This is a genomic window from Vibrio mediterranei (assembly GCF_013364395.1).
Lineage (GTDB): Bacteria > Pseudomonadota > Gammaproteobacteria > Enterobacterales > Vibrionaceae > Vibrio > Vibrio mediterranei.
Genome location: NZ_JABXGK010000001.1, coordinates 1191205 through 1206537, shown reverse-complemented (window position 1 = coordinate 1206537; position 15333 = coordinate 1191205). Strand labels below are relative to the sequence as shown.

General features: G+C 46.2%; 12 protein-coding genes. 2 read left to right on the top strand and 10 right to left on the bottom strand.

Annotation, left to right across the window (positions count from 1 at the left end):
• Window positions 1–300: 300 nt before the first annotated feature.
• Window positions 301–1092 carry an HAD-IIB family hydrolase gene (locus tag HOP38_RS05710; RefSeq protein WP_198558260.1) on the top strand — a complete coding sequence of 264 codons (792 nt, stop codon included), beginning with the start codon at window positions 301–303 and terminating at the stop codon, window positions 1090–1092.
• 83 nt (window positions 1093–1175) lie between these two features.
• Here the strand turns inward: HOP38_RS05710 and phnE (HOP38_RS05705) are convergent, their stop codons facing one another.
• The 7 genes from phnE (HOP38_RS05705) to HOP38_RS05675 all read right to left on the bottom strand — a co-directional run bounded on the left by phnE (HOP38_RS05705) (window position 1176) and on the right by HOP38_RS05675 (window position 9767).
• A complete protein-coding gene (phnE, locus tag HOP38_RS05705; protein ID WP_198557638.1) occupies window positions 1176–1979 on the bottom strand; it encodes a phosphonate ABC transporter, permease protein PhnE in 804 nt (267 codons plus the stop codon).
• Window positions 1979–2776 (bottom strand): phosphonate ABC transporter, permease protein PhnE, encoded by a 798-nt coding sequence (gene phnE / locus HOP38_RS05700; RefSeq protein ID WP_006071561.1) that lies wholly within the window; start codon window positions 2774–2776, stop codon window positions 1979–1981. The genes phnE (HOP38_RS05705) and phnE (HOP38_RS05700) overlap by 1 nt, the downstream gene beginning before the upstream one ends.
• A complete protein-coding gene (phnC, locus tag HOP38_RS05695; protein WP_006071560.1) occupies window positions 2764–3534 on the bottom strand; it encodes a phosphonate ABC transporter ATP-binding protein in 771 nt (256 codons plus the stop codon). Before phnC ends, phnE (HOP38_RS05700) begins: the two co-directional genes overlap by 13 nt.
• Window positions 3535–3661: 127 nt before the next feature.
• Window positions 3662–4702 (bottom strand): phosphate/phosphite/phosphonate ABC transporter substrate-binding protein, encoded by a 1041-nt coding sequence (gene phnD / locus HOP38_RS05690; RefSeq protein WP_006071559.1) that lies wholly within the window; start codon window positions 4700–4702, stop codon window positions 3662–3664.
• 240 nt (window positions 4703–4942) lie between these two features.
• Window positions 4943–6160, bottom strand: coding sequence for a glycerophosphodiester phosphodiesterase family protein (locus HOP38_RS05685; RefSeq protein WP_198557637.1), 1218 nt, complete (start codon window positions 6158–6160; stop codon window positions 4943–4945).
• 287 nt (window positions 6161–6447) lie between these two features.
• Window positions 6448–7803, bottom strand: a complete 1356-nt coding sequence (locus tag HOP38_RS05680) for a sigma-54-dependent transcriptional regulator (RefSeq protein ID WP_107306778.1) — start codon at window positions 7801–7803, stop codon at window positions 6448–6450.
• Complete coding sequence (locus HOP38_RS05675; RefSeq protein WP_423250088.1) at window positions 7800–9767, bottom strand: sensor histidine kinase; 1968 nt, start codon at window positions 9765–9767, stop codon at window positions 7800–7802. The genes HOP38_RS05680 and HOP38_RS05675 overlap by 4 nt, the downstream gene beginning before the upstream one ends.
• A gap of 225 nt (window positions 9768–9992) precedes the next feature.
• On the opposite strand from HOP38_RS05675, the gene HOP38_RS05670 reads away from it, so the two are divergent.
• Window positions 9993–11036, top strand: a complete 1044-nt coding sequence (locus tag HOP38_RS05670; RefSeq protein WP_198557635.1) for an AraC family transcriptional regulator — start codon at window positions 9993–9995, stop codon at window positions 11034–11036.
• Here the strand turns inward: HOP38_RS05670 and HOP38_RS05665 are convergent.
• The 3 genes from HOP38_RS05665 to HOP38_RS05655 form a co-directional block, all read right to left on the bottom strand.
• Window positions 11014–11925, bottom strand: coding sequence for an alpha/beta fold hydrolase (locus HOP38_RS05665; protein ID WP_198557634.1), 912 nt, complete (start codon window positions 11923–11925; stop codon window positions 11014–11016). The genes HOP38_RS05670 and HOP38_RS05665 overlap by 23 nt on opposite strands.
• A 204-nt stretch (window positions 11926–12129) precedes the next feature.
• A complete protein-coding gene (locus tag HOP38_RS05660; protein WP_198557633.1) occupies window positions 12130–13764 on the bottom strand; it encodes a GMC family oxidoreductase in 1635 nt (544 codons plus the stop codon).
• Entirely contained in the window at window positions 13751–15313 is a 1563-nt protein-coding gene (locus HOP38_RS05655) for a long-chain-fatty-acid--CoA ligase (protein ID WP_198557632.1), read from the bottom strand. The genes HOP38_RS05660 and HOP38_RS05655 overlap by 14 nt, the downstream gene beginning before the upstream one ends.
• Window positions 15314–15333 lie beyond the last annotated feature (20 nt).

Genomic DNA, 15333 nt, shown 5'->3' with positions numbered 1-15333 from the left:
CTACTACCAACTGCTTTGCTGTTATTAACAGATTAATCGAAAAGGCCAAAAAAACTACGACCCAGCTCACACTAGATTTTTCAGTGACCACTTTTGCCCGATTGTTTGGTTTACCACACAAAAAAACGGGCATTGACTGTGGGAAACGGGCATAAGCGGCGGAAACCAGACATACATTGTGACATTTGAGTGTGTTCCAACGCTTCAAACGTCATATAGGCATAGCTAAATCTACCTACGTCACTGCATAATTTTGCCGTTTTGGTACTATTGAAAACACGATAAAAAGTACAATTGAGAATAGAAAGTATGACCAATCCACTCTCTTCAGAATGGAAGCAGATCAACTGGGTTCTGACCGATGTTGATGACACCTTAACGTGGGATGGCTCCTTGCCTCCTGACACTCTCATCGCCCTACAGTCTCTGCGAGATAATGGCATCAAAGTGGTGGCGGTGACTGGTGCTTGTGCAGGATGGTGTGACCATATTGCTCAGTTGTGGCCAGTGGATGCGGTACTCGGTGAAAATGGTGCATTCTTGTTGGAAAAGAAAGATGGCGCGTTGCAAATAACCACCGAGCGACCTTTGAATCAGATTCGCGCAGATCAAGCCAAACTCAAACAGCAAGTGCTGGATATATTGAGCGGCTTTCCTGATTTAGCGTTAACTCTCGACCAATCCTATCGACTATGCGAAGTTGCCATTGATATTGGTCAGAACCGTGAGTCTGTGGATCCGAACATTGTTCAACAGGTACTGGCTCGGATCCATGCTTTAGGTGCGCATGCTACTGCAAGTTCTATTCATATTAATGCTTGGTATGGTGACCACTCTAAACGCCACTCATCTCTTAGCTTCCTGAAAGGCAAAGGCATTGAGGGCCATAAAGTTGACGAACATTGCTGCTACGTAGGGGACTCTCTTAATGATCAATTGATGTTTGAGCGCTTACCTCTCACCGTGGGTGTGGCCAACATTACGCACTATTGGGATAAGCTAGAACATAAGCCTAGCCTTGTGATGACTAAGCCGGGTGGCTTCGGATTTGCAGAGTTTGCCGAGAAACTGATTGCGCTCAAGCAAAGTTAATAGCAATAAAAACTAGTAGCGATAAATAGTTAATAGCAATAAAAAACGGCCATAACGGCCGTTTTTTATTGGGTATAAATCAACTAGATTAACTTGTTTCGAATGTGAATGACTAAGGCTTCAGCAATAATAACGACTGCGAAAATCGTCACTAACACCATAGAGACTTTCTGCCATTCGAATAGGTTTTGAGCATCGTTAAGAACTACGCCGATCCCCCCAGCCCCAACTAAGCCAAGCACTGCAGATTCACGTACGTTGATGTCCCAACGGAACAACACAATCGAATAAAAAGCGGGCATTACTTGAGGCCAATAGCCTTTGACAATCACGCTCATCCAAGACGCACCTGTCGCTCGTAATGCCTCGATAGGCCCCATGTTCACTTCAGCAATGGCTTCCGACAGCAGTTTCCCTACAAAACCGACGCTGCGAATCGCAATCGCCATAATGCCAGCCAGAACACCGGGGCCAAACAGCGCAATAAACAATAGCGCCCAAACCAATGAGTTCACTGAGCGCGAAGATACCAAGAAGAACTGAGCAATCCAGTTTAATGTTTTGCTTGGTGTAATATTCGGTGCATTAAGCAGCGCGAGAGGTATTGCAAAAATCAAAGTAAATAGTGTACCCAGTGTTGCGATATGCAGCGTTTCTATCATCGCCGCATGAATGGTTTGCGGGTAGAAAGCGTAATCCAAAGGCAGCATACGCTGAAACATGTCGGCAAATTGCGCTGGCGCGTCATACAAAAACTCTGGAATCACTTCCACCGTTTGCCATGACCAAACGATGGCAGATACGAGGCACAAATACACGGCGAAACGCGCAATTCGCTCATTGGGCGTAAAGCGTTGCCACTCTTTATCAATAGCTGCTGTGGTCATTAGAAGATTCTCCTCACGATATTAGACAAGAACTCGCCAACCAAAATGAGTGCAATAATGGTGATGAGAATGGCAGCAACGAAATCATAATCAAAGCGTTGGAATGCAGAGAACAAGGTACCACCAAGTCCACCAGCACCAACGATCCCGACCATGGTTGAGTTACGTAAGTTGGAGTCAAGCTGATAACTGGCAAAGCCGATGAAGCGAGTAAACACTTGTGGCATTACCGCGTATAGAATCACGCTGGCAAAACTTGCTCCGGTTGCTCTAATCGCCTCTACAGGCTTAAAGGAAATCTCTTCAATCGCCTCAGCAAATAGCTTGGCAATGAACCCTATTGACGCGAACACCAGCGTCAAAATACCCGCCAATGCGCCAAACCCAACCGCTTTAACAAACAAGATGGCAATAATGACTGGGTGGAACGAACGGCATAATGCGATAAAGCCTCGCACCGGAGTGGACACAATTAAAGGCATCAGGTTTCGTGCAGCTAGTAGACCCAAAAAGAGCGAAATAACGATGCCGAAAAAGCTCGAAATGATAGCTATCTGCAAGCTCTCCGCTAAACCACTCAATAACAAGTTAGTGCGAGAAAAATCAGGTGGAATCATACGAGAGATCAGTCGTTCACTCTCACCAAAACCTATGATTAATCGGTCAAATGTCAGACCCAACGTCGAGACGCTGTAAAACAGATACGCCACGACCGCAACAACAATCGCGCGACTTGTCCACGACGGTTTGAATGGGTTTTCAACATTGATTTTTGCATTCGGAGTTAGTCCAGCCATGACTCACCTCCGTAAATGATCTTCAGATCTTCTTCGGTAATTCCCTCAGGGCTGCCGTCATAATGTACCTTGCCGTTACACATGCCGATAATGCGTTTTGCAAATCGCTTCGCTAGGTTCACATCGTGGATATTAACCAGCACCGGAATATTCTTCTGCTCAGCAAAGGTCTCCATCAGCTCCATGATTTCCACAGCGGTTTTTGGATCCAAAGACGAAGTCGGTTCATCGGCAAGCAGAATATAAGGGTCTTGCATCACAGCTCTTGCAATACCAACGCGTTGACGCTGACCACCAGACAGGCTATCAGCTCGCTGGTTAGCAAAATCTTGTAAACCAACAAAATTGAGCAGTTCAAATGCTTTAGCAAGATCTTCTGAAGAGTATTTACGTCGCCACGCATTCCAAGCACTCATGTACCCCAAACGGCCGCTTAGTACGTTCTCAATAACCGTTAAACGTTCAACTAAATTGTACTCTTGGAACACCATACCTATGTGTCGGCGCTGCTTTCTCAACTCTTGACCCTTTAGCTTAGTTAGGTCTTCTCCTTCAAACAGGATTTCACCGGATGTTGGGTCGTTGAGACGATTGATGCATCGAAGTAAGGTACTTTTACCAGTACCAGATGGGCCAATGATCGCGATAATCCCCGGTTCATCGATATCAATATCGATCCCTTTTAGGATTGGCTTACCTGCGACATATTCATGGAATAGGTTATTGATTTTGATTCCGTCGTAGCTTGCTACAGCCATACTGCTTTCCTTGTGCTTACCCTAATTCGCTCTCGATTGTTCAGCGTCTTAGGCAAATTTTGAATGAACTATGCCCTACCCTTGAGGGCATAGTTAACAAAGATCTAATGGTTTAAATTAGGGGGAGTTATTGAGTGCTAGCTTGCTTTGCTAGTTCCGCAGCTTTCTTCTTAGCACGCTTCGCCGCATCTTTCTCAGCCAACTTCTTCAGACCCGCCTTGGTGTAAGCCGTACCCGTGGCATGTGCGATATCACGAATCACGCCCCACTCCTCTTGATAAGTGATTGGTGAGAAACGGTCAGCGCCTTTAAACGAAGCGCTCATTTCTGGGGTAAAGCGGTAACTAAAGAATGCCTCTTTGATTTTCTCAACCAGTTCTGGTTTCAGGTTATAAGAGTAACCAAATGCTGAAGTTGGGAAGCGAGGACTGCGGTAGATGATTTTTAGTTCTGAATCGTCAACACGACCCGCTGCAACCATGCGGTCATAGACGTCTGACGCGACTGGCGCGGCATCATAGTCGCCGTTGTAGACGCCAAGAATAGATTGGTCATGTTTACCTGAATAAAGCACTTTGTAGTCTTGGTCAGGTACAAGTCCTTCAGCAGGGAAAAGTGCGCGTGGTGCTAGGTTACCAGAGTTGGATGAAGCAGAAGTGTGAGCAACCTTTTTACCCTTTAAGTCAGACATGTCGTTAATACCGCTGTCTTTGCGAACAATAGTAATCAGGTTGTAGCCTTGGAAGCCAGCTTCGTCACCTTTTACTGCAATCGGGACATAGCCTGCCAAGTTTACTGCATAACCTGTAGGACCTGTCGAAAAGCCTGCGACGTGAAGTCGGCCAGAACGCATCGCTTCAACCTGAGCAGAGTTTGAGTGCACCGTGTAGTAAATTACGCGTTTACCAGTAATCTTGCTCAAATGTGCTTGGAAGTCAGCAAACGCATCTTTGTACAATGCCGGGTCTTCTACTGGAGTGTAGGTAAATACTAAGGTACTTGGGTCAATCCACTCATCGGCATTTTTCGGAGAGTCAGCGACCAAATCGTTGTTTTCATCACAGTATCTATCGTCAAGTACGCCGCGGCTAGAGCATTCATTTGCTAGAGCGAGGGAAGGTGCAAGCAGCGAGGTGGCGATTAACAGTCCTTTAACACTGATTTTCATATTCAAACCTTATTTTCACGTTGTTGTTGTAATCACGTCACATATTGCATGCGACGTGCCAACAATTTTATTCTTATTATTCAATTAGTTAAATTACACCATTCAAACACGTTAGCTAAATGGGTCAAAAGTGTCCATTAAACAAACCGTCATTTGAGTCAGTTTTGTCCCAACTTTTTTTTTGCAAAGATTAACGCCACTAAAAAAGGGCCCGAAGGCCCTTACTATACCTTCAAAAATCTACGATTCGATGTCCATACAGTTAGCGTAATAGGTCACTGTTGCCGGCCAATCACTAAACACACCCAACACACCTACATCTTTGGCTAGTACATCTAGCATGACCATCATGTCACCATCTTTCGTGATAGCTGGTTTGACTGATTGATAGTACCATCCACCGCCATTGTTCAATGGTCCAGAACGTTCCAGCGTCCAAGCGATAATGTCTAAATCAGCTTGCTTGGCCAGTTTGGCATAATCAGATGCCACTATTTGTCCTTTGTCATCAAGTTGCACTAACGCGAACAACGGTGGGGCGATAATATTGACGCCCTGCTTATGCAGATCTTTCATGTTCTCTAGAGAAGCAACAAAGTCTTTCTGCTCATAGACACGGTCATCAAGATACACTGCTTGCTCGCCAAACTCCGGAGTCTCGGCAATCCAATATTTCACGTCATCTAGGTTAAATGACTGAACGTAGGTATCGGAAGGCGCAAAACCCGCGGCTTTGAGTTCATCAATCAATTTTTGCGCGTACATTTCTTGGCTAAAGCCATCAAACGGCATTTCAACCGCTGCAGATTTTAGCTCCGGCGTCACTTTGACCCCATGCTTCTTAAACAGAGCAGCGCTCTCTGCATGGGTCATTAACGTACCACTTTGTGCATACAGATCCGTTCTCCAACTTGGCGTTCCCTGCATGTATTCTTCGATAGTGGTCGCTTTCGGGTTAGCGCCATCCATTTTGCCTTTCAAACGCTTAAACTCCGCCAGAGTAAAGTCTGATGTGCGGCACTCAACTTGTGCGTCTTTACCGGTAGATGGATCAGCTGGCTGGAACGGTATGGTGCATTTTTTTGCAAGATCTGGGTGTGCCAATACATCGGTTGTTGTGTGCAAATCACTTTGAGAGTGACGACAAACCAGTTGCTTGTCTTTGGTGAAGGTAACATCACACTCCAGTACACCCGCTCCCATCTCAATCGCCGCTAGATAAGACTCTTTAGTATGTTCAGGAAACTGCATCGCTGCACCACGGTGTCCGATAGAGAAATCACTGCGCTCAAACGCGCCATTACTGCAACTCAGTAGCTTATCTTTAAGAGGGCTATCATCCATGCTATTCACCAGATACGCCGGTCTTGGCCCCAAGTTGGCGGGCTCTTCAGCCCAAACACTTGTTGAGCTTACCGCCATCAGGACGCCTGCCACTGCTGTGAGTATGTGCTTCATTTAGTTCTCCTTTCATCTCGTTACTCTACGAGAATCAATCCTTGTTAGTGGTCACGGTTTATCGTTTATAGGAACGAAAACGTTGGTTTTCTACACCCTATTTTACCGTGAAGGATGTGACAAAATTATCACAAGCACGTGATTTGCACCCTTCATGCCAAAACAATAAAACTATTTAATTTCAGTTAATTAGAACTTCCACTTACAAAAATCACTGGCTATTGGGTCACTATTGTCCTTCACCACTCACTAAGCGACTTGCCATTATCTCGATCACTCTTCAAGCCTTAGGTCACTTTAAAATCGTCCTTATCCAAGTGGTGCTTTTTCATTTTCCGATAGAGCGTCTTACGCGGTAAGTTCAATTTGCTAGAGACATCATTTATGTTGCCAGCCGATTCAATTAACGCCTCAGTCAATACATTGCGTTCGTATTGTTCCATCTGTTTTTCAAATGCAAACTCAGTCTCACTGGCGTCTTGTATTGGCGTTTGCAAATCAAAGCCATCACCAACGATGCCTAATACAAAACGGTCCGCAACGTTACGTAGTTCCCTCACGTTACCCGGCCACTCATGACGCGATAGCTGTTGAATCTGTTCCGAATAAATCGTGGAAGGTCGAGTCTTGTATTTCTGACTCGCCTGGCCAACAAAATGCCTAAATAGACTCTGGATATCTTCTTTACGTTGACGCAATGGCGGCAGATTAAGACTGGCGATATTAAGGCGATAGAAAAGATCCGAGCGGAACTCGCCAGTATCACTTAATGCTGCAAGATCTGCCTTACTGGCCGCTACGACAACAATGTCCACTGGTATTAACTCATTCCCGCCCACACGCTCAATGACTCGCTCTTGAATAACGCGCAGTAGTTTTATCTGTACCGCTATGGGCATACTCTCTATTTCATCAAGAAACAACGTACCACCATTAGCCTGCTCAATTTTGCCAATGCGCTTTTTATTGGCACTGGTAAACGACCCCGCTTCATGACCAAACAGCTCACTTTCAATAATACTCTCGGTCATTCCACCACAGTTGATAGCGACAAATGGTTTGGCTTGTCGGCGACTAAACTTGTGAAGCGCTCTTGCTACGACTTCTTTTCCTGTTCCTGTCTCACCATTAATGATGGTATCCACCCCTGTGTTAGCGAGCGCGAGCACTTGCTTACGTATGGTTTCCATCGCTTTAGATTGACCAATAATCACGGATTCAATCGCTTCGCTGTCGGTCGACTCCAGAGATTGGGTACTAACGAGAGTTTGTTGCGCTTGTAACTGAGCTAAATCGAGCTTGGCGATCACCTCATCGGCATTAAGCGGCTTTTCGATAAAGTCGAACGCCCCCAACTTCATTGCTTCGATAGCCATCGGAATATCCCCATGACCACTCATCAATAAAACCGGCACTTGTGGCGCGCGATGTTGAATTGAGCTCAACAATGTCAGTCCGTCGACCGAGGGCATCCTGACGTCACACAACACAACCGAGCGACTGTTATTGGTAAGTGATCGTAGCGCTTTTCTTGGGTCAGTGAACGCCGTAACTGCGAAACCTTCAAGTTCTAGCATTTCACTTACTGCTTCTACTACGTCGTGTTCGTCGTCAATGAGGACGATGTGTTTTTGTTGTGTCATGATAGATTGCCTTGTTGCAGAGTCACAATAAACTCAGTGCCCTGATCAATCTCGGAATGGACGTGAATCGTCCCTCCAAAATCTTGAATAATATTATATGCAATAGAGAGCCCAAGTCCGAGCCCCTTACCTGAACGCTTAGTGGAGTAAAATGGGTCAAAAAGATAGGGTAACTCATCGGCAGGTATGCCTTTCCCATTGTCTTGGACGGAAACTGAAACTGTTTTGGTGTCGCTCCAAATGGAAACCACTAATTGTGGTTCGGCGCTCCCTTCCACAGCGTCTAAGGCGTTGCTGACCAAATTCACCAAAACTTGTTCCAATCTAATGCTGTTGGCTCGAACCAAACAGTCCGGCTGCTGTTCGAACACAATCGATACCCCCTCTCTTCGGTTATCAAAGAGTTCAAGAGAATCCTCCACTACCTTGTTTAACGGTACGTTTTCTAGCCTACCGTCACTTTTCCCAGCAAATGCTTTAAGGTGTCTGGTGATTGCTGCCACTTTCTCCAATAGCACTTCGATTTTTTGAAGGTTGGTTATAGCTTTATCGGGGCGCTCTTTTTCAAGCCACCGCTGTGCACTTCGGACATGGCTATTAACCGCAGTTAATGGCTGATTGATTTCATGAGTAATCCCGACACTGAGCTGTCCCAACGCCGCGAGCTTCCCTGCTTGAATCAATTCGTTTTGGGTGATACGTAATTTTTCCTCTGCGGCCGTACGCTCCACCACTTCCGCTTCCAAGCGTCGGTTGGTCTGCGTCACTACTTTCGCCGTTGACTGAAACACTTTGAGGTATTTAGCCATTTGCGTCACTTCATCATTTCCACGAATCGCCACTTCAGTATCTAAATGTCCCGTCGAGATAGCGAACATGTTGTGTTTCAGCTGCGTAAGTCGTTCAAGAATGTTTTTACGTACATAAAACCATGAGATACCCACCGCCGCTAACACACTAAACAGAGACAGCGCTAACGATAACTGTTGGTTTGAAAGCAATGACTGTTGAACTACAGCGATGGAGTTGTCGATGTTACGATTAACCTTATTGGTATTAGATTCAATTTGCACCGTTAACTGGTTCAAATGGTCGCGACTGTTCTGCAAGAAATACTGCTCTTGATATCGGTGATCCAGTGCTTTGTTTTTTAGGGTATACAGGCGGCTCGAGCTAGAAGACAAGTCGTAAATAATCGAGAGTTTTTGGTCGATCTCAGGAAACTGTAACTTCACGCCACTTTGTTGCCATAACGTCCACCACTCTTGACCAATTTGCTCAATTCGGTAAGTGGTGTAATCAAGCTCGTTAAAGCTAGCATCGCTATAGAGCTTTTCCACCAGCCCAAGTTGGTAGTACAGCAACGACTTCATCTGTGTGTATTGAATTTGAGCTTTGGCCGCAGTTGGCAACTGGTCCAGTGACTGAGTGGCTTGTTTCAATAGCGGGTAGAAGCCTTCCAGCAAATCTCGCAGCTCTAGATTGAGTTGCTGTGATTCGTTTTCGCTTTGATGCAATAAGCTCAAGCTATTACTGACCTGAGCAATCATTTCTTTGTAATACGAGTGATAATCCGGAAACTGGATCATAATCTGATCCATCTCATCAATGGCACGATCTATCTTCTGCATGGCCTGCTTTCGCTCTAAATTCGAGTCCGCTTCACTAAGCTGAGAAGAGGTGGTAATGATCGATCGAACTTTGTCATTGAGCAGAGCGGCCTGCTCCAAGGCTGGGATCTTGTTCTCTTTCAGAACAATAAGACGTTGGTTAAGGTCATTGAACGTATAAGTGGTAACCACAGATAGGATTAATGTAGTGAACGCGAGCATAGCGAGTGCCAGAATCAGGCGTAGTTCTATACCTCGCAATCTCATCCAGCGTTGTTGGCGCATCAAAGAAACCACACGACGAAATCTCGCCGCCACGCTTTGGTTAGAGTGTTCACGTAACTCACGTATCATTTCCATTGACTGATTTGCCCTCTACACCACCAAATCATTAACAATCCATATAAAACACCATAACAATAATTAAATAAAGGACATAGTCCGCTTTTTGAGAGAATGGTTGATAGGCACAATTAGCTAACATCTTATGAACTAACCATTTTTTACAAGCACTCTAGATTGATAGACGAGGAAAATTGCGATATTAGTTAGCTATAACTTAAAATTTTGGTAACACTCATGGCAGATAACTCTATCGAAAAATCCGTTTCATTCGCCTCTGTCATTGATTTGGTAAATGCCTATCCACTGTTGCCAGCCTCTTTGCGCGAACAGGTAGAAACATCCAATCACCTTGACGCTATTACGCTAAAGGCTATTCAAAATAGCGCCAAGCTATCGCCATCGGACCGGCTTCCAGAAAGCCAAATGGTTGCCTTGTGGTCACTGCTCGAACAGCACCATCCATCGCCCGACATTGGACTCATCATTGGGCGAACCATTTCCCCTGAATCAAAAGGTGTACTAGCAAGTTGGGTGAGTCAATGCGCGACGTTAAGAGGTGCCTTTAACACGTTTCAAAGTAATATTTTGCTGATGAATGCTTCGGAGAGTTGGCAAGTAGAAGACGATGGGCAGCAGTGCCGCTTAACCCTCTCCATTGAATCACTGCATAACTACCCTAGAGCCGCCATCGAACGTAGTATGAGTGCGATGGTGACGTGGGCGAGAATGCTGAGTGCCCAATCCTTCCCGCTAACCAAAGCTAAGTTTGGGTATTTGGCTCCGAACTATGTGGATAAATATCAACCAATCTTTGGAGAAGCCATTGAATTTAACTGTGCTGAACACCAGTTGATATTTGAATCGAAATGGCTCAACCTTCCCATTGTGACAAGTAGTGAGTATCTGAAAACGATGATGGCAAAAACCGCACAAAGTCATCTTGAGACGCTAACGAAAACTCAACCTGTCCAGCAGCAAGTCAGAACCATAGTAGTAAACGGACTAGAAAATGGAGAACTATTCAGCGTAGACAAGGTTGCGCAGCAATTACACATCAGCCGACAAACGCTCTACCGCAAACTGGAAAAGGAGCATACCTCCTTCCAGAGTATTCTTGATGATACTAGAAAGCAGCTAGCAGCCCGTTGGCTAACTCAAACCCCGCCTCCAAGCGTGACCGAGTTGAGCTATCGTCTTGGTTTTAAAGATACCAGCAGCTTCTACAAAGCGTTCAAGCGCTGGTATCAGGTTAGTCCTAAGGCTTACCTTTCGAGATAAACTGTTTAAATGCCTGTGCTGATCGTTCTGGGACCTCTTCCATCGGTAAGTGTCCCACGTCGTCATACACCACAGCATAAGAGCCCCGAATATCACGCTCAAACTTTCGCGCATTTTCAGCTGGAAAGTAACGGTCTTCCTTCCCCCACAGAATAAGAGTCGGCTTAGCAACTTGCGTTATCTTATCCGAGTCCTCATCCAGCGATGCCTTGACCCGACGTGTGAATCCCTGTCGATTTTGTTGGTAGGTGGTCAGTTCGTAGTATCGATCAATCAACGCCGCATCCACGAGCAGCGGGTCGAAGTAAACCTCTTTAAGCCCATCCTCGAACATAAACCTTGGAGTGACATGTTCCATTATTTTATCGATGACTGGCCACTGGGCCATTTCAATGCCTGGCGGCCACGATTGTTGCGGATACCCTAACGCGTTTATCAACGTAAGGGTTTTAACCTGCTCTGGAAGTTGCAAACTGTACTCCCACACGATGCGCCCTCCTAAAGAGCTACCAACAAAATGTGCCTGTTCGATGTCGAGTTCTCTAATAAAAGCGCTCAAAAAAGCAATATCGTCAGCTATTTCGTACTGGTTCTGAGGCAGATGCCCGGTCAAGCCAAAACCCGGTAAGTCCATACGTACGACGCGATAGTCTTGTTTGAGGATTTTCGTCCATTGTTCCCACGCGTGAAGTGACGATGAAGTGCCATGCAGTAAAATCACCACCTCACCCTGTCCTTCATCTCGATAATGCACTCGTTTACCTTCCACAGTGGTAAATTTCGAGGCGTGATTTGTGTATTTCTGTTCAATGGCTTGTGAGCTATTTTGTGCGCCACATCCTTGCAGCAACATGACCAAAGCCATCATTGGTGCCACATTCCAATTCATACTTCCTTCTCCCTACTTACTGCGCTTTCCATTCTAGAAGCTTGAGTGTAGAGACTATGGTGGTGAGAAATAGGTCGTAAGGTTGCAACATCGCGTTCTTAGGACTCATTTGACTTTAGTGAGAGAACAACAACGAAGGAGGTCAAAGGAAAGCGCGTTTTGATACACAGACCAAGCCATGACGGCTTGGTCTACGCTCACTGGTTAGCTGACTTTTGAAGCATCAGCAGGATGACAAATCGAGTATTTTGCTTTGATCACGTCAGCTATTTTTTCGGCGATCATGATGGTGGGTGCATTGGTATTGCCACCCACCAACGTCGGCATCACAGATGCGTCGACCACCCGCAGATTATCCATCCCATATACGGACAGTTCACTATCTACCACCGCTTTAGGATCATCCGAAGTCCCCATCTTACAGGTACCAATCGGGTGATACTGAGTATCGGCGCGATTGCGGATATCTTGCTCAATCGCGGCGTCATCGTCCGGGTCAACAGGATAGAAACTCGCTCCGCGAACGTCATCAAACGCCTCGCTTTGCAGCATCTGATACTGTTTTTTCCAACCTTTGATCATCACTCTCATGTCATCAGGTTCTTGGAAGAAAGCAGGGTCAATGCTTGGAACGTCGTAAGGATCGGCGCTGTTTAGGGTTACCGTGCCGGTACTTTTCGGTCTAAGTAGCGTTACGTGAGAACTGAATCCATGGCTCATGTGGATTTTTCGAGCATGATCGTCCACCACCGCTACGACGAAGACAAACTCTAAGTCAGGCACATCGACGTCGATATCGGAGTACAAAAACCCGATACCTTCGGCGAAATTACTACTCAGCTTGCCTTGACGCTGTTTGAACCATTGAGGCACTGCTTTACTGGCCTCCGACGCCATTTTTAGTGATACACCAAAGGTGTCAAGTTTGGCCGTAGTTCGGTATGAGTGCACCAAGTCGATATGGTCTTGCAGGTTCTTACCTACTCCCGCCAAGTCATGCACTTGGTCGATACCATGTTTGTCTAGCTCTTGCTTAGGACCGACTCCTGATAGCAACAGCACTTGCGGAGTACCAAACGCACCAGCGCTTAGAATGACTTCTTTATTGCAGTAAATTTGGAAACGCTGCCCTTTCATTCCATACTCTACACCAATCGCTCGCTTTCCATCGAACAACACCTTATGCGTGGTGGCTTTGGTGAGCACGGTTAAGTTCGGACGATTAAGGTTTGGCGTTAAGTAAGCTTTTGCCGCACTGCACCTCTCACCGTTTAATTGTGTCACCTGCGTTTGCATAGCACCGAACTGTTCAGCACCGTTCACGTCATGGTTGGTCGGCACGCCAATTGACTCGCACGCTGATAGGTATCTTTCCACCATTGGGCTAGGTGATCGCAAGTCGGCGACGTTCAGCGGCCCACCTTGACCATGAAATTCATCGTGATGAACTTCATTATTTTCTGCTTTTTTGAAATACGGTAGACACTCATCGTAGCTCCAGCCTTCATTCCCCAATGATGCCCAAAGATCATAGTCATAACGGTGACCACGTGCGTACATCATGGCATTGATTGAGCTCGAACCACCCAAGGTCTTCCCTCTGGGTTGATAACCCTTACGACCATTGAGTCCCGGCTGAGGAACGGTTTCAAACCCCCAGTTGTTGATTTTGGTTGGCATCATCACAACACAGCCAACGGGCGTGTGAATAAACGGACTGGTATCTTTACCTCCGGCTTCGAGCAAACAAACATTCACAGTAGGATCTTCCGATAGCCTTGAAGCAAGCACGCAACCTGCTGAACCACCACCGACAATAATGAAATCATAGCTGTCCATCGACTACCTCCATCACATCCAATGGATGCAGTTCGCGTTTCAAGATCTTTCCTGTTGCCGTCATTGGCAGTGATGCTCGAATAAATACACGGCGTGGATATTTGTAATCAGCAAGTTGACTACGGCACCACGCTACCAAGGTTTCGCTATCACTGGTGCAGTTTTCATGCAACACAACGTGAGCATGAATTTCCTCACCAAGTCGCTCATCATGCTCACCGACAACAGCCACCATTTCTACATCCGGATGACACATCAGTACTTCTTCAATCTCACGTGGATAGACGTTATAGCCACCGCGAATGATCATATCTTTCACTCTATCGACAATGAATAAGTTGCCGTGCTCATCAAGTCGTCCAATATCACCACTCCAGAACCAACCATCACGTAACGCTTCTGCACTGGCTTCGGCTCTGCCGTAATAGCCTTTCATAACACTCGGGCTCTTAATGCACACTTCACCCAACTCGCCAACAGGCAGCGCATTACCTTGAACATCAGATATCTTAATCATATGACCGCATAACGGCTGACCTACACTACCTGGTAAGCGGTCACCGTCGATATGATTGAAAGTAGCAACGGGCGCCGTTTCCGATAAGCCATAGCCTTCCAAGACAGGTAACTCAAAGCGCGATTCGAACTGACGAATCACCTCTACTGGCATGGACGCCCCACCAGAAACGCCCAGTCTCAAACTATGTTTAACCTGTTCAGATTGCTCTGGTAATTGCTCGCCCACCGTCAACAGAGCGATATACATGGTGGGTACCCCTGCAAAGACACTGACTTTGTGGTCGATGATTTGTTGAATAACCAACTTAGGGTCAAAGCGAGGAATGAGCACAATCGACGAGCCCGTAAGCACACTGGCGTTCATCATGACGGTTTGACCAAAACTGTGAAATAAAGGTAGGGTCGCCATCGTGGTATCGCTGTACTCTAGTCGCATTAAATACTGAGAGGACATTGCGTTTGCCAGCATATTTGAGTGAGAAAGCTCTGCGCCTTTCGGTTGTCCTGTCGTACCCGACGTATAAAGAATGACTGCAGTATCGTCCCCTTGCATTGCTGCAGATTCAAACACTTGCGGCGGTTGTTGCAACCACTGCTCTAATGAGTGTTCACTCTCATCAACTGTCATCATGGGTATGAAGTGTTCACAGCTGTCCACTTGAGAAAAGCCCAAACGTCCGTATTGCTCACTTGGATCCATGTCTTGATTTTCAAAACAGAAATACGCTTTAGCATCAGAGTCTTGCAGATGGTAGGCGATCTCCCGGTTCTTAAACAGCGTGTTGAGCGGCACGACCACGCAGCCTGCCTTTAAAATTCCGTAATAAGCGATGGGGAAGTAGGTAACATTCGGACACGAAAGCGCCACTTTGTCCCCTTGTTCCAAACCAAGTTGCTTGAGGTTGTGAGCAACAGTGCTAGCCGCACTCTCCAGTTGTTGATAGCTGATCTCCTCTGCGCCCATTCTGAGAGCAGTTTTGTCCGGGAAGAGCGCAGCACTGCGCTCAAGATTAACAGCAAGGTTATGCATCCTAGGTCTCCTTGTAGGTG